We start from the raw sequence: 20,817 nt of genomic DNA, 5'->3' as shown, positions 1-20,817 counted from the left end.
GCCGTCGGCGGCGGGTCCGGGGCGGGCGGCGGCGGTCCGGCCGGGGGTGCCGGCCGTGCTGGGACGGGTCACGGCCGGCCTCCGGTGCGCAGTCGGTCCGCCCGCAGGCCGGTGAACAGGGCGAGGAGGGCGAGTGCCGCGGCGCAGGCCAGCGGGGTGGCCGCGGGACCGGCGTACCCGGGCAGGGCGCCCGCGACGGCTGCGGCCAGGGCGCCCGCTCCCACGACGGCGGTCGCCATCAGCGCGCCGGTCCTCGCCTGGAGGGCGGGCGGGGTGTCGGCGATGGCGGCGGCCTGCACCACGACGGTGGCCGGGGCCAGCAGCAGGCAGAACGCCCCGAAGCAGAGCCCCTGCCCCCAGGACGAGTCCGCCGCGGCGAGGCCCGCGGCGGGCGGCACCGTCAGCCAGGTCACGCCCACGAGGGTGCGTACGGCGCCCAGCCGGCGGACGACTGCGGGTGCGGCCAGTGAACCGGCCAGCCCGGCACCGCCGGCCACCGCCAGCACCACCCCCATCGCGAGCGGGCCGCCGCCGTCCTCCAGTGCGAGGAGCGCGGAGAAGTAGAGGGCCGACACCGCCGCGTTGACGGTCGTCGTCCAGAGCAGGACGAGGCGCAGGCGCGGTGCCGAGCGCAGCAGGGTGAAACCGGCGGACGTCTCGCGGCCGTACGAGCGGAGCGCGTGCAGAGGTCCCGGCGCGGTCCCGCCGCCGGCGCCGGCGGGCGGTGGCGTGGTGGGGTCCTTTGCGGAGCCGTCCTCCGCGGAGCCGTCCTCCGCGGTGGGGCCGGCCCGGAGGTCGGACGGCATGGCCCGCACGCACAGGGCCGTCACCGCGTACGACAGTGCGTCGGCGGCGAAGGGCAGCGGCCTGGCCACCTGGTACAGCACCCCGCCGAGGAAGGGTCCGGCCACCAGGGCGGCCCGGTCGCCGGCCTCCAGTCCGGCGACCACCCGCGGGAGGTCCTTGCTCGCGGACACCAGGGCGACGGTGCCGCGGGCGGCGGCCTCGTAGCACGCGGTGGCCGTCCGTTCCACCAGCAGTGCGCCGAGCAGCAGGGCGAACGGCGGACGGCCGCCGGCCGCCGACAGGGCCACGGCGCCCATGGCCGCCGCGGCGACGACCGCCGAGCCGACCATCACCGGCTTGCGCAGGCCGCGGTCCGCCAGCACGGCGACCACCGGCCCGCACAGCAGGGTGACGAGCATGCCCGCGCCGGCGAGCAGCCCGACCGTGGCCGGAGGGTGGCCGAGCCCGAGCAGCAGCAGCGGGAAGGCGACGCCCGACATCTGCGTGCCGAGGGCGTCGGCGGCGTTGGAGGTCCACAGCAGGGTGACGTCCCGCGAGGTGCCGGGACGGCGGGATCTTCCCGAGGGTTCGTCCGCGGGGCCGTCGGCAGCACCGCCGGCGGGGTGCCCGGCGTCCTCGCCGCGTGCGGGGGATAAGCCGATCTCGCCGGCGTCGCCGGAAGACGGAGCACGTTCCATGCGATGCCTCCCTGGGTCCGCCGTGGCACGTCCCGCCGACACATCGCCTGCTCACGAGTGGTACACAAATGCGCAGGAGATGTGCAGAACGTGAGATCGAGCGGAACCTAACCAGCTGGATTCGGTGCCCGCAAGGACCCGAACGGTCAGCCGCAATCTCGGAGATGACCCGTCGGCCATGGCTGTACGAGGGCGGGGCGGGTGCCCGCCTCTTACGGAACCGGAAGCGGCATCCCGGCGGCAAGCGGAGGCCCGGCACGCCCCCCGGCGGCGGACTCCACGGGTCCGCTTCGCGTCCGCGCATCCCCCGCCGGCCGTCGCGAACTCCGGTGCGCGGTGTGCGCATTTCGAACCCGCGGACGCGTGGGGAACGCCCGTGGGGTTGCCGGAAGCATTTGTCCGAGCAAAGGACCCGGGAGCCCGATCCTCGGTCGGCACTGCCGTGGCCGATGTGACAGGTGTGACCCGTGTGCCGATGTGGCGGGCCACCGCACGGCGCCGGACGATCAGGCGGCCGCGCCGCACGATTGGCGCGAAACCGCCCCTCGGCGGCCCCGCGCCGGCGGGCCTGCCGTGCCGCCCGTCGCGTCGTGGCTCAGTTGGTCAGCAGCTCGGCAGGCCCCTCCACCGCCGGACCGCAGCCCTCGGGCAGGACCGACACGAGGTACTCGACGGCCTCCGCCGCCGTGGCGGCGTCCCGATCCGGCACCTCACTCCGGTTGACCCCGGCACGCACCGCCCAGCCGCCTCCGAACAGCGGGTGGAGGCTGGGGACGTCGTGCGAACAAGGGTCATGGGTGTAACGGCTGAACTGCAGGCTGCCGTGGCTGACCAGCGGAAAGAGCGCACGGAGCGCTGGGGCCGCGTACGCCGCTTCGACGATCTCGGGGTCGATCAGGTCGTGCGGGGTGTCCCGCACGCGCTGCCACTGGAACGCGACGGCCTCTCCCCGCTCGTGCGCCAGGAGGAGCCCATCGATCCGGAAGGACGGCCACCGCGCCTGGAACTCGCTGAACTTCATTCCGGCCCGCCACGCCTGCGCCATCTCGACCGCGGTCTCCAGGTCGTCGACGCCGACCTGGGCGTCCCCGGCCCCCACCCACCACAGGAAGACGTGGTACCCCCTCCGGAACTCCCGTCCGTTCTGCGGGAGGGTCACGGAGAACCAGCCCCGCTCACCCTCGACGCGCGCGATCGCGAGCCTCCAGCGGTCCGTCGGCGAATCCGCCCCACGAACCGCCCCGAGGTCGACGCCCATCCCCTCGGCAGCACGCCGCAGCGCCGACACCAGATCCCCGCCGGCGGCCACCACCTCCGGATGCAGCCCCGGATCGGGCCGCACGGCCTCCGGCACATCCGCCCGGCCGACATCACGAAGAGAAGAGGCATCATCCATCCCTTGATCTTCGCAGGGAATCCCGGTCTTTGGGCCGGGCGGGAATGCGATCCCTGGCACGGAGGCGCGGAGCGCCGTTGGTCTCTGCGCCTTCGTGGTGGCGGTCAGATGGGTCGTTTCTGGTTCTCGATGTATTCCTTGACGATGCTGAGCGGTGCGCCGCCGCAGGATCCCGCGAAGTACGAGGGTGCCCAGAAGACGGGCCCCATGCCGGTCCGGTTGATGCGGCCGGTGTACTCGGCTCGCAGGTATCGGGAGCTGACGCCCTTGAGGCTGTTGACCAGCTTGGAGACGGAGACCTTCGGCGGGTAGTGCACCAGGAGGTGGACGTGGTCGCCTTCGCCGTTGAACTCCCGGAGCTCTGCGCCGAAGCTTTCGCACACGTCCCGCATGATCGTCTCGCAGCGGGTCAGCATGACGTCATCGAAGATCTCACGCCGGTACTTGGTGACGAACACCAAGTGCGCGTGCAGGTGGTGGACGACATGGTTTCCCCGCCGTATATCGGGGTCTGGTTCCCAGCGTGGTGACATGGGCCAAGTGTAGTGTGGTCGTGTTGACCTTGAAGGGGGGGTGGGCCGGATGATCCGTGCGTACAAGTTCCTCATGCGGCCCACCGTGGGCCAGACGCAGGCGCTCGCCGAGATGCTGCGCGATCACTGCCTGCTCTACAACGGGGCGCTGCAGGAACGGCGAGACGCATACCGGCACCCGTCGAAGACCTCGGTCAAGTACGGCCGGCAGTCCGCGCAGCTGAAGGACATCCGGGCGTTCGACCCGGAGCGTCAGGGCCGCTGGTCATTCTCCAGCCAGCAGGCCACACTCCGCCGTCTGGACAAGGCGTTCGCCGCGTTCTTCCGCCGGGTCAAGTCCGGCGAGACGCCCGGATACCCCCGGTTCCGAGGCGTCAACTGGTTCGACACGGTCGACTTCCCCCGAGACGGCGACGGCTGCCGCTGGAACTCCACCCCGCACGACCCGGTGACCCGCGTCCGCTTCCAGGGCGTCGGTCACGTCAAGGTCAACCGGCACCGGCCGGTCGTCGGCGCGGTCAAGACCGTCAGCGTCAAGCGCGAGGGCAAGCGCTGGTACGTCATCCTCACCGCCGAGCAGATCCAGCCCGAGCCGCTACCCGCGACCGGGGCCGTGGTCGGCATCGACATGGGCATAGCCAACTTCCTCGCCGACTCCAACGGCGAGTTCGTGCCCAACCCCCGCCACGGCCGCAAGGCCGCCGCCAAGCTGGAGAAGGCGCAGCGGGCCCTCAGCCGGTTCCCCCGCGTGCGCCGCGACAAGCGCACCGGCAACCACCAGCGGGCCGTCCAGCGCGTTGCCGATCTGCACCGCAAGGTCCGACGCCAACGCCTCGACCACGCCCACAAGACCGCCCTTGACCTCGTGCGTGAGCACGACTTCATCGCGCACGAGAACCTGACGATCCGCAACATGGTGCGCACCGCCGCACCCACGCCCGACCCCGACAAGCCGGGGGCGTTCCTGCCCAACGGCGCAGCGGCGAAGACGGGCCTCAACCGTTCGATCTCTGATGCCGGATGGGGGGTGTTCCTGACGATCCTGCACGCCAAGGCTGAGAGCGCCGGACGGGAAGTGATCGCCGTGGACCCCCGCAACACCTCCCGCGAGTGCCCCGAATGCGGGCACACCGCGAAGGAGAACCGGCCCACCCAGGAGAAGTTCCACTGCGTCGCCTGTGACCACCAGGCGCACGCTGACACAGTGGGGTCCATCAACATTCTACGGGCCGGGCTGGTCCGTCGTGAGGCCAACCCGGCTTAGCGAGAAGCCCCGGCGTTTACACCGGGGAGGAGTCACGACCACAATCCTCCGACCCCACCGAACGATCCCAACCCCCGGCCCCGTCGACGTGCGGGATCCCCATCAGGCGATCATGGTGCATGCCCCGTGCCCTGTCGACGCCGCCCGTCATCCGTTCCGGTCGGCTCGGCAGCCGGCCGCAGCCCGTGGTGCGCGCCGACGGGGGGCTGCTGCTGCGTCCCTGGGAGGACGCCGACGCGCCGGCGTTCCTGTCCGCCTACGCGGACGAGGAGACCCGCCGCTGGCACACCCGGCGGCCCGACGGCGAACCGCAGGTCCGGGAATGGTTCGAGGCCTACCGCCGGGACTGGGAGCGTGAGGCCGGCGGACACTGGGCGATCACCCGCGACGGCGGCGGGGTCCTCGGCCGGATCGCCCTGCGGGGCTGGGACTTCGACGACGGGATTGCCGACGCGGCCTACTGGGTCCTCCCGGCGGCCCGCGGCGCCGGCACGGCCTCACGGGCACTCCTCGCGCTGAGCACCTGGGCCGTGGAGGAGATCGGCTTCCACCGTCTGGAGCTGGACCACTCCACGCGCAACCACGCCTCGTGCCGGGTCGCGACCAAGGCCGGCTACCTGCTGGAAGGCACCAAACGCAGCGCCGCCCGCCACGACGACGGCCGCCACGACATGCACCTCCACGCCCTCGTCCGCGCCGCCCGGCCCTGACACCGCCCGGCCCTCGCGCCGGCGAGCCGGCCGCCGCGGCGGGGGCAGCCGCCTCAGCTCACCGCCTGCTTCACCAGGGCGGCGACCCGCGCCTCCACCTCGGCCGTCGTACCGGTCAGGGCGAAGGCGGACGCCCACATCGGGCCGTCGTCCAGCTTCGCCTGGTCGCTGAAACCGAGGGTCGCGTACCGGGACTTGAACTTCTCCGCGCTCTGGAAGTAGCAGACCACCTTGCCGTCCAGCGCGTACGACGGCATCCCGTACCAGAGCTTCGGCGCCAGGGCCGGGGCGGTGGCGGTGACGACGGCGTGGATGCGCTCGGCCATCGCCCGGTCCGTGTCCTGCATCTCCGCGATCTTCGCGAGCACGTCCTGAGCCTCCTGCGCCGCCCGCTCCGCCTTGGAGCCGCGGCGCGCCGCCTTCCTGAGGTCCTGCGCGTGGTCCTTCATCGCGGCGCGCTCCTCGGCGGTGAAACCCTCGTGGGTGCGGCTGTCGGTGCTGCTCATGGTGGAACTCCTTCACGTGATGTCCGGTGGGTGAACTGCGGGGAGGGGCCGTACGGACCCCGGACGAGGCGTCAGACCAGCCAGCGGCCGTCGCGCATCAGCTCGCGGCCGGCCAGCTCGTTCTCCTCCCGCCAGCCCCGGATGCGCTGCGGAGTGATCCGGAACCAGCGGTACCCGGTGGCCAGGGAGCGCGGGTCGAAGCCGGTGCGCGCGGCGAACCGGTCACCCACGTGCGGCGGCAGCGCGTCGAGGGCGAGGACCTCGACGGCGCCGTCGATCAGCGCGACGTCGCGGGTGTGGCCGAGGGCCAGCCGGGCGGTCCCGGTAGCCGCCAGGTTCCGGCCCGTGGGGCTCGCCGCCAAAGTGGCCGCCAGCAGTGCTTCGCCGTCCCAGTCGAAGGACAGCGGCACCAAGTGCGGGACGCCGTCGGCCGAGGCACTGGCGACCCAGACGTCGACATCGTGGCCGAGCCGGTGCTCGACGTCGCTACGGCGCTGTGCGCGGGAGCGGGGCGGGGCGTCCATCAGTCCTGCACCAGCCCGATGAGGTTGCCGTCGGGGTCGATGACGGTCGCCACCAGGCGGCCGCCGCCGACGTCGTGCGCCGTCTCCTTCACGGTGGCGCCCGCCGCGGCCAGTTCGGCGACCTTCGCCTCGATGTCCGCCACGTGCCAGTAGGCCAGCGACGCGGTCAGGCCCTGCGGCCCGCCGCCCGGGAGGAGCCCGACGTGCTGGCCGGCGGCCTCGAAACCGACGTAGTACGGCCCGTCGGTCTGCGGCCCGACACCGAGCAGCGCCGCGTACACGGCCTTGGCCCGGGCGAGGTCGGACACGGGATGCAGCACGGTCTTCATCCCCTGCACGGAAGAGCTGGTCACGGTCACTCCTGTCGTCGCGGAACCCGTCGGCCCGGTGCGTTCCCGGGCTCGTTCCCTGTGCCCACAGCCTCCCCCGGGCGGGGTACGGGGCGCCTCCGTGCTCACCACGGAAAGCACTACGGATAATGACCCGGTGTCCACTCCAGTGATCTCCGCCCGGGAAGCCGACGTGCTCGCGCTGCTCGGTGAGCACCTGAGCAACGCAGAGATAGCCGCGCGGCTGTTCATCTCCGTACGGACGGTCGAGTCCCATGTCTCCTCGCTGCTGAGGAAGTTGGAGGTGCCGGACCGGCGGGCGCTGTCCCGGCGCGCGCCCGGGCCGCCCCCTGCCGAGCGGGCCCGCCCGGCATCCCCGTTGCCCGCTCCGCTGACCGCGTTCGTCGGCCGGACGCGCGAACGCACCGCACTGGCACGGGAAGTGACGGAACGTCGCCTGGTGACGGCGGTGGGTCTGGGCGGGGTGGGCAAGACCCGGCTGGCGCTGGCGGTCGCGGCCGACGTGGCGGTCGAGTTCCCCGACGGGGTCTGCTTCGTCGACCTGGTCCCGGTCACCGATCCCGAGCGGGTCGGCGCGGCCGTCGCGGCGGCCATGGGCGTGGGCGAGCAGCCCGGACGCGGCATCGACGACGCGCTGGTGGCCGCACTGGCGGACCGTCAGGCGCTCCTCGTGCTGGACAACTGCGAGCAGGTGCGCGACGGCGTGGCCCCGTTCCTGGAACGGCTCCTCGTGGCATGCCCGGGGATACGGGTCCTCGCCACCAGCCGGGCCCGGCTGATGGTGCCGTTCGAATGGGTCTTCCCGGTGCCGCCGCTGTCACGCGTCGGCGGCGGCGCATCGGAGGCGGCGGCCCTGTTCCTGGAACGGGCGGCGGCGGTCGGCAGGGCCCCGGCCCCGGCGGAGCACGACCGGATCGCGGCGCTGTGCGAACGGCTCGACGGCATGGCGCTGGCCATCGAACTCGCGGCCGCCCGCTGGTCCACACTGGGCCTGGACGGCCTGGCGGCCGGCCTCGACGACCAGCTCCGGATCCTCGCCGGCGGCCCCCGCGCCGACGGCAGGCACCGGTCGGTGCGGGCCGTCCTCGACTGGAGCCACGACCTGCTCGCACCGCAGGACCGGGCGCTGCTGCGGCGGGTGTCGGCGTTCGTCGCCCCGTTCACCGCCGACGCGGCCGCCGAGGTCGCCGGACTCGCCCCGCTGGAGGCGGCGGCGGTCGCCGACGGGCTCGGCCGGCTCGCCGAGCAGAGCCTCCTCGCCGTGACGCCGTCCGACACCGGAACCCGCTACCAGGCCCTGGAGACACTCCGCCAGTACGGCACGGAGCGGCTCGCCGACGCCGGCGAACTCGACGAGATCCGGTCCCGGCACCTGGTCTGGTGCCTGGCCGGCGCGGCCGGACTCCGGGAGGGCGGCGGCCCCGACTGGCGCGCCCGGTTCGACGCGGTCGCGGAAGACCTGAGGACCGCCCTGGCCTGGGCCGCGGGCCGACCGGAACGGCGTACGGAAGCATGCCGCCTCGCCCGCTCCCTGGCCGAACTGGCCTTCACCCGGAACCTGTTGGGCGAGGCCCAGCAGCGGTACGAGCAGGCGGCCCGGCTGGCCGACGGCGCCGGCGCCGCCGCTGCCCTGCGGCAGGCCGCCGGAGTGGCCGGGTGCCGCCGGAGCGGCGACGACATGTACCGCCTGCACCGGGCCGCCGCCGAAGCCGCCCGCCGGACCGGGGACACCGCCGGGGCCGCCCGGGACCTGGCGGCCGCCGCCACCGCCGCCTACCGCTTCTCCAGCACGTTCACCGGCCCGGTCCCGCCCGCGGACGAGGTCACCGGCCTGCTCGCGGCTGCCCGCGCACTGAGCGGCGACGACGACCCGGCCGTCGCGGCGGCCCTCGCGCTGGCCGAGGCGGCCGTGGTCGCCGACGCGTTCGGCGCGGTCCAGGGCGCCCCCGACAACACCGCGCCGGACACCGTCGCATGCGCCGAACGGGCCGTCGGCCTCGCCCGGCACGCAGGCGACCCGGTGGCCCACTCGGCCGCCCTCGACGCGCTGTCCGGCGCCCGGAGCTGGGCCGGCGAGAGCTTCGCCGCAGCAGCCGCCGCCCGTGCCCGCCTCGACATCCTGACCGCGGCACCGAGCGCCCCCGCCCGCACCCACGAGCTGATCGACGCCCTCGCCATGGCCGCCGCGACCGCCGTCGGCACCGGCGAGCTGCCGGCGGCCCGCCGGTGGGGGAGCGAACTCGCGGACCGGCCGCAGCTGGCCGAGGTCGGCGACCACGCCACCTCCTGGCTGCTGGTCGCGGACGCCTTCGCCGGCGACGCCGACGCGGTGCTCACCAGCAGCGTCCGCTTCCACGACGCCTGGGAACACACCGGCCGGCAGCGGTCGTTCTCCCTCGGACCGGCCGCCGCGTCCGTCGCGATGGTCCACGGCCTGCGCGGCGACCACGAGGCCCGGGCGGCCTGGCTCTCGATCAGCGACCGGGCGGGCAGCAAGGAGGACCACCGGTACGGCCACGGCGCCGTCTTCGACACCATGGTCCTGCTCCACCACGGCAACGCCCAGGCGGCCCTGGAACGCATCGCACCCGAGCCGGACCAGGTGTGGAAGTGGGTCTGCTGGGTCTGGCTGCACTGGTACGAGGCGCTCCGGGCCGAGGCCGCGGTCCTCGCCGGACACCCGGACGCTGCGGCCCGGATCGCCGCCGCGCGCCGCGTGGTCGCCGGCAACCCGCTCGCCACCGCCCTGGTGGACCGCGCGCAGGCACTCCTCGACGGCGACCTCCCCCAACTGCTCGCCACCGCACCCGCATTCGCGGCAGCCGGCTGTCCCTACCAGCGCGCCCGCACCCTCCTCCTCGCCGGCGCCCCGCACGCCACGACCGGCGCCGCCGCCATGACCGACCTCGGCCTGACACCCGTACCGGTGACGTGGCCGCGCCCCGCCGCTCCGGCGGGGCGGACGACGGAGCAGTAGAGGTCCGGCCGCCCCCGCCGGGCCCGGGGGGCCACCCGGGCGTAGCGTGGGAAGGGGGAACGACCGTCGCGTCTCGCACACAGCACAAGGAGTGCCACGCGTATGTCCAGACCGTTCCGAACACCGCGTCCCCGCACCGCCCACGGCATAACCCTCGCCTGCGCACTGCTCTTCGGTGCCGCCGGAGCCGGCCCGGCCTTCGGTGCCGCCGCTTCCGAGGAAACGTTGGAGGTCGAGGTGGGGGACTGCTTCAACAGCAGCCTCGAGCTGAAGGAGTACAAGACCGACGAGTCGGGGCGAGCTCCGTCGTCGGTGGACATCGTCCCCTGCGACCAGCCGCACCAGTCGGAGGCGTTCGTCACCTTCAACATGCCCGACGGGCCTTACCCGGGAGAGAAGAAGATCATCGCCGTCGCCGGCGAGAGGTGCGGCCCGGCCGCGGTCTCCGGCTACGTGGGCGCCGATGCGGAGCTCCCGGACACGATGTCCGTGTACCACCACCATCCGTCCGCCGACACCTGGGACCTGGGCGCCCGGAAGGTCGTCTGCTTCCTCGGCGACCCCACCGGCCCGACCACCGGCTCGGTCCGCGCCGGCACGCCCTGAACACACCCGCCTGGCTGCGGCGTCGCGCCGCCCGGCCCGGACCGAGGGCCACGCCGTCGCCGAGATCACGGGAGGTGCATCCACCGTGCACCGTCACACCACGCACACCGCAAGACTGCTCGGTACGGCGATGGCCGCCGCCCTGTCGGCCACGCTCCTGCCCGTCCTCGCGGCCCCGTCGGCCGCCGCCCCGGCCTGCGATGCGACCGCCGCCAACCAGGCTCCCACCGCCGCGACCGCCGAACAGGCCCGGCAGGCCGTGCTGTGCCTGATCAACGTGCAGCGCGCCCAGCGCGGGCTGCCACAGCTCACGGTCAACCAGGCCCTTACGGACGCGGCCCGGCAGCACGCCGTCGCCGCCGTCCGGCTCAAGTGGTGGGGACCGGGCAAGGACTCCCACCGCAACCCGCAGACCGGCTCCACGCCGCAGACCCGCATCCAGGCGGCCGGGTACTGTCCCAACCCCCGCTCGTGGGAGTTCAGCGAGATCACGTACACCGGCTGGGGCGGATCGGGAACCCCGCAGGCAGCCGTCAACTGGTGGATGAACAGCCCCGGCCACCGCGCCATCATCCTCAAGTCGGCCCTCCGCGACATCGGCCCCTGGGCCCAGCCCGGCTCGGCCGACCGCGCAGGAGCCGCCTCCACGACGGCCGGCACGTACGTGGTCACCTTCGGCCGCTGCCAGCAGTGATACCGGGCCGCACACGGGGTAGATGAACGGCGAACCATCCGGACCGAACCCGGGAAGTCCCCAGTGGACCCCGGAAAACCCCGGTGGACCCCGGAAAACCCCCGGTGGACAGCCGGAAGACACCCGAAGGAACGGGGACGCCAGGTGCCGCGACGAGTCCGCGCCGACGAGGCCGATGCCCCCGCACACGAGGGGACGGGCGCACACCTGCCCGTCGGGGGCCCCGACCCGGCCACAGCGGCCGCCCCGCGCCCGGCCCCGGCCGCCCCGTACGGCCCGGACGCCCCGGGCGGTGACCCCGCCTGCCTGCTTCACCTCGTCTGCCCCGAGTGCGGCCGGCTCGCGGACGCACCGGCGCCGCGCGTCTGCCCCCGGTGCGGCAGCCGCCTGCCGGCCTGACCGCCCCGCACGCGCCCCGCCCCGTCGGTCACCCACCCGACCGCGCCCCCGCCCCGACGGGCCCCGCCCCGGCCGACGCGATCGGTCCCGCTTCCCGGCGTATGGTCCTGATATGTGCGCTGCCCCGCCGGGTTCCGGAGAGCGGCCCGCCGGGACGGGGCTGCTCGCCACCGCGCTGGTCGGGGCCGTCCATCGGACCGGCGCCTCCGCGGGGGCCCTCTACCTGCTGGACGACGCAGGCCGGACCCTCGCACTGGCGGTGCTGTGCGGGCTGCCGGAAGAGGTGGTGTGGCCCTGGCGGCGGATCCCGCTCGCGACCACCGCTCCGGTCTGCGAGGCCGTCCGCGAGGACCGCCTGGTGTGGGTCGGCTCGCAGGAGGACCTGGCCCGGGCGTACCCGCGGGTCGCGGCGAGCCTGCCGTACCGCTTCGCCCTCGCGGCGGCGCCGCTGTCCGGACGCACGCGCCGCTGGGGCGGCCTGGTCCTGCTGTGGCCTGCCACCCACCCGGAGCGTGCCACCCGCCGCGAGCGCGGTCACATCTCCGCCGAGGCCCGCCACATCGCGTACGCCCTCGACGAACACCCTGACCCGCCCGAGGCGCCCGAGCAGCCCCACCGGGTGGAACTCGCCGAGCCGCACCCGTACGCCGGCCGGACCGGGCAGGCGGCCGCCGACTACGCCGAGCGGTTGCCCGAGGGCGCGCTGGCCCTGGACCTGGAGGGACGGATCACGTTCGTGAACGGCGCGGCAGCCGCCCTGCTCGGCCGGGCGGCGGACCGGCTGCTGGGGACACGGCCCTGGCAGTCCCTGCCCTGGCTGGACCAGCCGGCCGTCGAAGACCACTACCGCACCGCCGTCATCAGCCGCGAACCGGTCGAGTTCACCGCCCCGCAGCCCCCGGACCGCCGCCTGCGCTTCGAGCTCTACCCGGACGCCGGCGGCATCAGCGTCCGCATCACCCCCGCTCCCGCCCCCGGCGGCGCCGCTCCCGTCACCGACGGCGACGGGTCCGGGGCCGCCCGCTCGGCCCGCTCCGCCTCCGCCGCGTCCCGGACCGCCCACAGCGGACGCCTCTACCAGCTCCTGCACCTGGCGTCCGCCCTGACCGAGACCGTGGCCGTCAGCGACGTCGTCGAGCTGGTCGCCGGGCAGGTCCTGCCCGCCTTCGGCGCCGACGGCCTGGTCCTCTCCGCGGCCGATGCCGGCCGCCTGAAGATCACCGGCTGGCACGGCTACGACCGGCAGGCCATCGAACGCCTCGACGGCCTGCCGCTGGGCACCGACGTCACCCCGGCCGGGCGCGTCCTGTCCACCGGCGTCCCGTCGTTCTTCGCCAGTGCCCGGGAGATGGCGGGCGAGTTCCCCGATGCCCCCCTCATGAGCGGCAAACAGGCCTGGGCCTTCCTGCCGCTGCTCATCTCCGGCCGGCCCGTCGGCTGCTGCATCCTCTCCTACGACCGGCCGCACGCGTTCACGGCCGACGAACGCGCCGTCCTCACCTCCCTCGCCGGCCTGATCGCCCAGGCCCTGGACAGGGCCCGGCTCTACGACGCCGTCCACGGCCTCGCCCTGGGACTCCAGGAAACGCTCCTGCCGCACGGCCTCCCGGAGGTGCCGGGCCTCGCGATGGCGGCCCGCTACCTGCCCGCAGGCCGCGGCATGGACATCGGCGGAGACTTCTACGACGTCATCCGCCTCGACGCGACCACCGTCGCCGCCGTCATCGGCGACGTACAGGGCCACAACGTCGCCGCCGCCGCCCTGATGGGCCAGGTGCGCACCGCGATCCGCGCCACCGCCGGCGCCCCGCCCGACCAGGTCCTGGCCCGCACCAACCAGGTCCTGATGGACCTCGGCACCGACCTGCTCGTCTCCACCCTGTACGCGAGGATCGACCTCGCCCGCGGACGAGCCACCCTGGCGAGCGCCGGCCACCCGCCGCCGCTCCTGCACCGCCCCGGCCGGCCGGGCCTCGTCGTGGGACTCGACCCCGCCCCGCTGCTCGGCATCGACACGGGGACGGCGTACCCCGTCAGCGACTTCGCCCTCCCGCCGCAGACCACGCTCGCCTTCTACACCGACGGACTCGTGGAAGTGCCCGGCACCGACGCGGACCGGACCGCCGCCGACCTCGCCGAGCATCTCGCCCGCCACCACGACCAGGACGTGGACCACCTCATCGACCACCTCATCCGGCACGCCTGGCCCACGGCCAACTACACCGACGACACCGCCGTCCTCCTCCTGCGCACCACCGCGGCCCCGCCCCCGCCCGCCGGCCGGGTCCGGACATGAGGCGGTGGCCGCGGTGTGCGCCCCGGCGCGTGCACGGCGCCGGCGCTCCGGCCGCTCAGGCGGATGACGCCTCGGGGACGGGAACCTTCTCGGAGCCCTCGCGCCGGATCCGCTCGATCCCCCACGCACCGAGCGGCCCGAGCGCCTGGTTGAGCGTGTGCCCGTGTTCGGTCAGCGAGTACTCCACCCGCGGCGGCACCTCGGCGAACACCTGACGGTGCACCAGGCCGTCCGCCTCCATCTCGCGCAGGTGCTGCGTCAGCATCTTCTCGCTCACTCCCGGCAGACCGCGCCGGAGTTCGGCGAAGCGGCGTACCCGATGGGTGTCGAGCTCCCAGAGGATCAGCCCCTTCCACTTGCCGCTCACCACGTCGAGCGCCGCATCGATGCCGCAGATGTACGGACCGGTCCGCGACGACTTGGCCATCTCGGCCCCCCTAACCAAAAGGTAAGTACCGCAGTAAATAGTGGGTACTTCCGAGAATATCGGCACTCTTCGAGCATGGAGGAGTGAACGAACGACAGGACACCACCACCAGCCACGCCGGCCCCGTGACCGTGATCGGGCTCGGCCCGATGGGCCAGGCGATGACGCGCACCCTCCTCACCGCCGGCCACCCGGTCACCGTATGGAACCGCACCGCGAGCCGGGCCGACGGCCTCGTCGCCGAAGGAGCGGCCCTCGCTCCGACCCCGCAGGACGCGGTCGAGGCGAGCGGCCTCGTCATCCTCAGCCTCACCGACTACCGGGCGATGTACGACATCCTCGGCAACGCCACCGCCTCGCTCGCCGGCCGTACGCTGGTCAACCTCAGCTCCGACACCCCCGAACGCACCCGCGAGGCCGAAGCCTGGGCGGCGTCCCACGGGGCCGCGTTCCTCACCGGCGGCGTCATGGTCCCCGCCCCGATGGTCGGCACGGAGGCGTCCTACGTCTACTACAGCGGCCGCGCCGAGGCGCTGGACGGCCACCGGGCACCGCTGACCCTGCTCGGAACACCCAAGTACCTCGGCGAGGATCCGGGCCTCGCCCAGATGATGTACCAGGCCCAACTCACCGTGTTCCTCACCACCCTGTCCGCCCTCATGCACGCCACCGCCATGCTGGGCGCCGCAGGAATGGCAGCGAAGGAAGCGCTCCCCGAACTGCTCGCCACCGCGGACTCGGTCGGCGCCATCCTGAAGGCGGGCGAGGAGAACCCGGGCACCGCCCTCGATGCCGGAGAGCACCCCGGCGACCTCAGCACGGTCACCATGATGGGTGCGACGGCGGACCACATCCTCGAAACCAGCGAGTCCCTCGGCCTCGACCTCGCCCTCCCCCTGGCCGTGCAGTCCCACTACCTGCACGCCATCAAGAACGGCCACGGCGGCGACAACTGGACGCGCATCATCGACAGCATCCGGGCCCCGCAGTAGGGCCCACCGCAGGGTCGGGGCCTGACCTGCCCCGGCCCTCGCCGGAGCGCCGGCCCCGCCGCGTCAGATCCACCCGCGGCGAGCCGCGACCACACCCGCCTGGAAACGGTTCGCCGCGCCGAGGAGTTTGTGGAGGCGGCTCATCCGCCGGCGCATGGTGCGCACCGAGCAGCCGAGCTGCCGGGCGATGGCCTCGTCCTTCAGGCCGCTCACCAGCAGGGTGAGCACCAGCCGGTCCTCCTCGCCGAGCGGGTCCTCGGCCGGCACGTCGAGCGGCAGCGCCTGCTTCCAGCACAGCTCCCAGTAGTCGGTGAGGGCGTCCAGCAGCGTGGAGGGCCGGATGACCGCGGCGCGTACCCCGTCGAGGTCCAGCGACAGCGGCATCAGCGCCAGCCGGCGGTCCGCGATGGCCAGTTTGATCCGCAGGCCCGGCATCACCCGGGCCTGCTCGCCGCGGCGCACCAGCCCGCGGATGTCGTCGAGGACCCCCGGCCACTCCAGCGCCTCCGGGGCGTACACGGCCCGGTAGCGCACCCCCCTCCCCAGCGCCGTGCTCTCCACCGGGTTGGAGGTGGTCAGCGCGTACGGCGGCCGGTCGAGCGTCATGACGTCCTCGCGAGCCTCCTGCTGGAGGCGGACGAACCAGCGGCCGAGCGCCTCGCGGCCGGTGGCGATCTCCACCTGGTCCTCCCCGGCCGTGCCCGTCTGGGCCGCCGCGAAGAGCCGGGACAGCTCGCCCGCAGCCGCCCGCACCCGGTCCAGCTCCGCGGCCTTGGTCCGCACCAGCGACTCGACCGCGGCCGCCGGCTCGATCGCCGCGTACCGCCTGCGCACTCCCGCGAGCCGCCCCACCAGCCCGTGGTCGTGCAGCCGGTCCAGCGCCCTGGCCGCGCGCAGCGGCGAACAGCCGAGATCGGCGGCGAGTTCACCCGGAGCCGCCGTACGCCGGGCCAGCACCGCCCGGTAGACGCCCTCGTCGAACGGATCGATCCCTGCCGCGGTGAGTTCGTGCGTCATATGCGGATACTGGCCCACTTGTGCCAGCGGCATCAAGAGGCCTCCAAGATCCGTTGTACGGAGAGTGACTTCGGCGCTAGGACTCTTCCCATGGCCAAGAACCAACGAAGTACCCCGCGCCTGGCGGCCGTTGCGGTCACCACCGTCGCGCTCGCCGGGACGCTGACCGCGACCCCCGGCACCGCCACCGCCAAGGCACCCGACCCGAACCAGCGGGTCATCGTCGAACTCTCCGGAGACGCCGCCGTCGCAGCCGCCCCCGGCGGCTCGCTCACCTCCCCGTCCGCCCGCGGCACCGCCGCCGTCGCCGACGCCCGGCGGGCCCTGGCGGCACGGCAGGACGCCTTCGTCCGGACCGTGCGCAACGCCGGACTACACCCCGCCGCACCCCGCAAACTCGGCCTGCTCGTCAACGCCGTGGCGATGACCGTGCCCGCCTCCGAGACGGCGGCCCTCGCCGCACTGCCCGGCGTCACCGCCGTCCGGCCCGACACCCGCATGCAGGTCCACACGGGCACCAGCGTGCCGCTGACCGGCGCGCCCGAGGTCTGGAAGCGCACCGACCCGACCGGGGCGAAGGCCACCGGCAAGGGCACCGTCGTCGCCGTCCTCGACAGCGGCGTGGACTACGGCCACCCCGACCTGGGCGGCGGCTTCGGCAAGGGCCACAAGGTCGTCGGCGGCTTCGACTTCGCCAACGGCGACGCCGACCCGATGGACGACAACGGCCACGGCACCCACGTCGCGGGCATCATCGCCGGCAAGGCGGCCCGCAAGGGCGGCGTCACCGGCATGGCGCCCGACGCACGCCTGCTGGCCTACAAGGTCACCGGCGCCGACGGCAGCGGCTACACCTCCGACATCATCGCCGGCATCGAGGCGGCCGCCGACCCGGCCGGCCCCCACCCGGCCGACGTCGTCAACATGAGCCTCGGCGGCCCCGGCGACGGCACCGACCCCCTGGGCCGCGCGGCGACCGCCGCCGTACGCGCCGGAGTGGTCGTCGTCGCCGCCGCGGGCAACGCGGGCCCCGGCCCCGGCACCGTCAGCACCCCCGCCTCGGCCGACGGCGTCATCGCCGTCGGCGCCTCCACCAGCGGCATACGGACACCCAGCGCGTACCTGGCGGGCAAGGAGCCCGAACTCATCCAGACGTACCGCGGCATCCTCTCCGCGAACCCGCCGCGCAAGCCGGTCACCGCACCCCTCGTGGACGTCGGCGCCGGCACCGCCGAGGACTGGAAGCGCGTCGGCGACGTACGGGGCAAGATCCTGCGCGCCGACATCCTCGTCCCGCCCGTCACGGACGTCCTCAGCCAGCACGACATCGACTGGGCGCGCGAAGCCGAGAAGCGCGGCGCCCTCGCCGTCCTCGGCGGGCTGCCCGCCGGCTCCGGCCCCGTCCTCGCCGCCGCCCCCGGAACGGTCGGCGCGCAGGCGACCCCCGCCCGCCCCGACCTCACCCGGGCCACCGCATCCGGCGACTCGCTGCGCATGGACCGCCTGGTCGTCATGGGCATCGACACCACCCAGTACGCCCAGCTCAGCCGCGCCCTGGCCACCGGCAGGCCGTCCGTCACCCTGCGCGGCACCGACGCCACCGACCGGATCGCCTCGTTCTCCTCGCGCGGCCCCGGCACCGGCTTCGGCCTCAAGCCCGACCTGGTCGCACCCGGCGTGGAGATCCGCTCCACGATCCCCACCTCGATGTACGGACCCGGTGTCTACCGCATGTCGGGCACCTCGATGGCGAGCCCGCACGTCGCCGGAGCCGCCGCCCTGCTGCGCCAACTCCGCCCGGACCAAGGCCCCGACGCGATCAGGTCCGCCCTGGTCGGCACCACGAAGCCGCTCGCCGGCACCGGCCCCACCGCCCAGGGCAGCGGACGGCTCGACGTGGCCGCCGCGGCATCGGCCGCCCTAGGCGCCGCCCCCACGTCCGTCTCGTTCGGCCTCGCCGACCTGCGGGGGCGAACCGTCGGCGGCACCGCGAAGGTACGCCTGACCAACCCCGGCAAGAAGCCGCTGACCGTCACCCTCGGCAGCACCGGCCCCGCCACCGTCTCCCCGCAGCGGGCCACCATCCCCGCCGGATCGGCCACCACCGTCAAGGTCACCCTGCGCGCCGCCCGCCCGGCCGGCGACACGGAGATCAGCGGTCGGATCACCGCCACCCCCGCCCGCGGCCCGGCCCTGCGGGTGCCGTACCTGCTCGTCGTCCGGCACCTCGCCGTCCAGGCGTCCCCCGACCCCAGCGACGGCCGCTCCACCGTGCACGTCGCCGCCCCCGCCGCCCTGAACGCACCCCCGCAGATCACCGTCACACCGCCGCGCGGCACGGCGTTCACCCTGCCCACCACCATGAACGGCGCCGGCTACTACCAGGCCGACGTCACCGGGAAGACCGCCGGCGCCTACCGGCTGACCGTACGGGCCACCACCACCGACGGCCGGCGGATCACCGGCACCGGCGCCTTCGAGGTCACCCCCGAAAGCAGCCGCCGCGACCGCTGGGCACCCGTCGGCCCCCACAGCGAAGCCGGCTGGCTCGCCCTCTCGCCCGCCCGGCCGAAGCAGGCCGTCGTCACCCAGTACCGCAAGGCCGCGCCCTGGCTGACCACCGACGGCGGCGCCACCTGGCGCCAGGTCGGCAGGCTGCCGATCGCCGACGGCAGCGGCACCGGAGCGGTCGTGGTCGACGCCCGCCGCGCCGACCGCTGGTGGTACGCCGTGAACACGGCCGCCGACCCCACCCGCCGCGGCACGATCCTGCGCACCGACGACAACGGCCGCACCTGGCGCAAGCTCGACGTGCCCGACGTGCACATCGACGCGTTCGTCGCGGACGAGCAGACCCGCACCCTCGCCGCGGTGGCCGGCGGCTCGCTGCTCGTCAGCACGGACGCGGGCGAACGCTGGACGACGTACCCGACCGGCGTGACCGGCGGCGTACGCGAGGCCACCCTCGTCGGCGACACCCTGTACGCGGCGACCTTCGACGCCGTCTGGCGGATCGACGGCGTCGGCACGGGCGACCCCGGTCCGGCGCACCGCATCCTCGACGAGCCGGTGAACACCGTCCGCGGCATGACGGCCGACCCGGCCGTGGTGGCCGCCTACATTCCCGGCACGGGCGTCCGCGGCTCCTACGACAAGGGCCGCACCTGGACCACCCTGCTGCCCCTGGCGACGGGCGGCAACGGACTGTCCGCCTCGGGCGGCGACCTGTACCTGCGCGTGCTGTTCGGCGCCGGGCAGGTCAGCCGCGACCACGGCCGGACCTGGAAGCCGCTGCCCGCCCCCTCGAAGGCCGCCATCGCGATGGACTACGACCGCTGGGCCGACGGCTCGGTGACCGTCTCCAGCGAACAGGACGGCCTGTACCGCGGCTCGGCCGCCGGCACCGGCTACCGGAGGATCGGCGTCCAGGGCCTCACCACCGATGCCCTCGCGGTCGCCGGCGACCGGCTGCTCGCCGGCACGGTCAGCGGCACCTACGGCACCGCGATCCCCGTCGCCGGCCCCGAGTGGGGCAAGTCCGGGGGAGAAGGCATGACCGGCCGCCACACCTCGCACATCGCCGTCTCGCCCCGCGGCACCAAGACGGTGTGGCAGATCCGCCGCACCGCGACCGGCCTCTTCGAGGTCTCCCGCAGCACCGACGCCGGCCGGACCTGGCAGGTGAAGGGCACGTCCTCGGAGGTGCCGACCTCCCTCCTGGTCCACCCTGCGGACCCCGACCGGGTGTCCGTGAGCTTCCGGAGCATCCTCGGCGACGGACTGTTCGCGACCACCGACGGCGGCCGGACGTGGAAGAACCTCTTCCACGAGCGGTCCTTCGACGCCATGGCCGGAGACCCGCGCGACCCGCGGCGCATCTGGCTCGGCAACGCCTCCGGTCTCTACCGCTCCGACGACGGCGGCGTCACCAAGACCAAGGTCGCCGAGGGGCCCGTCTCCTCGATCCTCATGGACGGCCGGCGCCTCGTCGTCGGCGGCTCGGCCGTGCGGACCAGCACCGACGGCGGCACGACCTTCCGCACCGCCGACACCGGCCCGCTCGCCGTCCACGTCTCCGACCTGCTGCGGGTCGGCGGAGCGCTCTACGCGGCCACCACCGGCTCGCGGGCATCCGGCCTCGTCCAGGGCGGCCGGGGCGTGCTCCGCAGCACCGACAACGGCCTCACCTGGGAGAACATCTCCAGCGGCCTGCAGAACACCGACGCCACCAGGCTGGCCGCCGCCCCCGACGGCCGCACGCTCTACGTCGGCACGGTCGATGGCGGCGTCCACCGCCTGAACCTCCGCCGCTGACCCGTCCGCACCCGACGGGCGTGACCGTACGCCCGAAGCCGTGCCGGCCGGACCCGGAGACCCGGGTCCGGCCGGCACGCGTGTACGGCCTTCGGCACGGCCTTCAGCACGGCCGTCAGTCGGGCGGCTCCGGGACGGGCGGCGGGTTGACCGGTCCGGGGGCGGGCTCCTCCGGCCGGGGATCACGGTCCGGTTCCCCCGGGGGATCGGGGTCGCGGGGCACCGGGTCCGGTTCGCGGGGCTCCGGCGCCGGGCTCGCCGGGGTGCCCTCTCCCCGGATCCGGGTCTTCGTCACGACGGTCACGACGGTCACGACGGCCTCCTTCGT

Annotated in this window: 17 protein-coding genes; 8 read left to right on the top strand and 9 right to left on the bottom strand. The window is 74.4% G+C overall.

The window, feature by feature from the left end; all coding sequences use genetic code 11:
- Window positions 1-68 precede the first annotated feature (68 nt).
- From LG634_RS28935 to tnpA, 3 genes are all read right to left on the bottom strand, one after another.
- Entirely contained in the window at window positions 69-1,484 is a 1,416-nt protein-coding gene (locus LG634_RS28935; protein ID WP_226737954.1) for an MFS transporter, read from the bottom strand.
- 595 nt (window positions 1,485-2,079) lie between these two features.
- A complete protein-coding gene (locus LG634_RS28930; RefSeq protein WP_226737952.1) occupies window positions 2,080-2,880 on the bottom strand; it encodes a DUF6193 family natural product biosynthesis protein in 801 nt (266 codons plus the stop codon).
- A gap of 104 nt (window positions 2,881-2,984) precedes the next feature.
- Window positions 2,985-3,413, bottom strand: coding sequence for an IS200/IS605 family transposase (tnpA, locus tag LG634_RS28925; protein WP_226737950.1), 429 nt, complete (start codon window positions 3,411-3,413; stop codon window positions 2,985-2,987).
- A gap of 49 nt (window positions 3,414-3,462) precedes the next feature.
- Here tnpA and LG634_RS28920 point away from each other — a divergent pair, with 49 nt between their 5' ends.
- Window positions 3,463-4,677: an RNA-guided endonuclease InsQ/TnpB family protein gene (locus LG634_RS28920; RefSeq protein ID WP_226737948.1), complete on the top strand. Its 1,215-nt coding sequence runs from the start codon at window positions 3,463-3,465 to the stop codon at window positions 4,675-4,677.
- A gap of 119 nt (window positions 4,678-4,796) precedes the next feature.
- Window positions 4,797-5,387 carry a GNAT family N-acetyltransferase gene (locus tag LG634_RS28915; RefSeq protein ID WP_226737946.1) on the top strand — a complete coding sequence of 197 codons (591 nt, stop codon included), beginning with the start codon at window positions 4,797-4,799 and terminating at the stop codon, window positions 5,385-5,387.
- Window positions 5,388-5,440: 53 nt separating this feature from the next.
- Here LG634_RS28915 and LG634_RS28910 read toward each other — a convergent pair whose 3' ends face one another.
- The 3 genes from LG634_RS28910 to LG634_RS28900 form a co-directional block, all read right to left on the bottom strand.
- The gene (locus tag LG634_RS28910; RefSeq protein ID WP_226737944.1) at window positions 5,441-5,893 is read right to left on the bottom strand and encodes an iron chaperone; all 453 of its coding nucleotides are present in this window, start codon (window positions 5,891-5,893) and stop codon (window positions 5,441-5,443) included.
- Window positions 5,894-5,964: 71 nt separating this feature from the next.
- A complete protein-coding gene (locus tag LG634_RS28905) occupies window positions 5,965-6,417 on the bottom strand; it encodes a pyridoxamine 5'-phosphate oxidase family protein (RefSeq protein ID WP_226737942.1) in 453 nt (150 codons plus the stop codon).
- Entirely contained in the window at window positions 6,417-6,746 is a 330-nt protein-coding gene (locus LG634_RS28900) for a VOC family protein (protein WP_264203730.1), read from the bottom strand. The genes LG634_RS28905 and LG634_RS28900 overlap by 1 nt, the downstream gene beginning before the upstream one ends.
- A gap of 157 nt (window positions 6,747-6,903) precedes the next feature.
- Between LG634_RS28900 and LG634_RS28895 the strand changes: the two genes are divergently transcribed.
- From LG634_RS28895 to LG634_RS28880, 4 genes are all read left to right on the top strand, one after another.
- Window positions 6,904-9,744: an ATP-binding protein gene (locus LG634_RS28895; RefSeq protein WP_226737938.1), complete on the top strand. Its 2,841-nt coding sequence runs from the start codon at window positions 6,904-6,906 to the stop codon at window positions 9,742-9,744.
- A gap of 102 nt (window positions 9,745-9,846) precedes the next feature.
- Window positions 9,847-10,350, top strand: coding sequence for a septum formation family protein (locus tag LG634_RS28890; RefSeq protein WP_226737936.1), 504 nt, complete (start codon window positions 9,847-9,849; stop codon window positions 10,348-10,350).
- Window positions 10,351-10,435: 85 nt separating this feature from the next.
- On the top strand, window positions 10,436-11,044 hold the full coding sequence (locus tag LG634_RS28885) for a CAP domain-containing protein (protein WP_226737934.1): 609 nt from the start codon (window positions 10,436-10,438) through the stop codon (window positions 11,042-11,044).
- Window positions 11,045-11,555: 511 nt separating this feature from the next.
- Window positions 11,556-13,739 (top strand): SpoIIE family protein phosphatase, encoded by a 2,184-nt coding sequence (locus LG634_RS28880; RefSeq protein WP_226737932.1) that lies wholly within the window; start codon window positions 11,556-11,558, stop codon window positions 13,737-13,739.
- Between the two features lie 55 nt (window positions 13,740-13,794).
- On the opposite strand, the gene LG634_RS28875 is transcribed toward LG634_RS28880, so the two are convergent.
- A complete protein-coding gene (locus tag LG634_RS28875) occupies window positions 13,795-14,166 on the bottom strand; it encodes a winged helix-turn-helix transcriptional regulator (protein ID WP_226737930.1) in 372 nt (123 codons plus the stop codon).
- Between the two features lie 83 nt (window positions 14,167-14,249).
- Between LG634_RS28875 and LG634_RS28870 the strand changes: the two genes are divergently transcribed.
- Entirely contained in the window at window positions 14,250-15,158 is a 909-nt protein-coding gene (locus LG634_RS28870; RefSeq protein ID WP_226737928.1) for an NAD(P)-dependent oxidoreductase, read from the top strand.
- Window positions 15,159-15,221: 63 nt separating this feature from the next.
- Here the strand turns inward: LG634_RS28870 and LG634_RS28865 are convergent, their stop codons facing one another.
- A complete protein-coding gene (locus tag LG634_RS28865; protein WP_226737926.1) occupies window positions 15,222-16,175 on the bottom strand; it encodes a helix-turn-helix transcriptional regulator in 954 nt (317 codons plus the stop codon).
- 90 nt (window positions 16,176-16,265) lie between these two features.
- Here LG634_RS28865 and LG634_RS38010 point away from each other — a divergent pair, with 90 nt between their 5' ends.
- Window positions 16,266-20,489 (top strand): S8 family serine peptidase, encoded by a 4,224-nt coding sequence (locus LG634_RS38010; RefSeq protein WP_308072690.1) that lies wholly within the window; start codon window positions 16,266-16,268, stop codon window positions 20,487-20,489.
- Window positions 20,490-20,604: 115 nt separating this feature from the next.
- Here LG634_RS38010 and LG634_RS28855 read toward each other — a convergent pair whose 3' ends face one another.
- Window positions 20,605-20,802, bottom strand: coding sequence for a hypothetical protein (locus tag LG634_RS28855; protein ID WP_226737924.1), 198 nt, complete (start codon window positions 20,800-20,802; stop codon window positions 20,605-20,607).
- Window positions 20,803-20,817 lie beyond the last annotated feature (15 nt).

The sequence above is a fragment of the Streptomyces bambusae genome (genome assembly GCF_020532645.1).
GTDB classification, from domain to species: domain Bacteria; phylum Actinomycetota; class Actinomycetes; order Streptomycetales; family Streptomycetaceae; genus Streptomyces; species Streptomyces bambusae.
The sequence above is the reverse complement of the archived record's forward strand: the minus strand, read 5'-3'. Positions and strand labels throughout refer to the sequence as shown.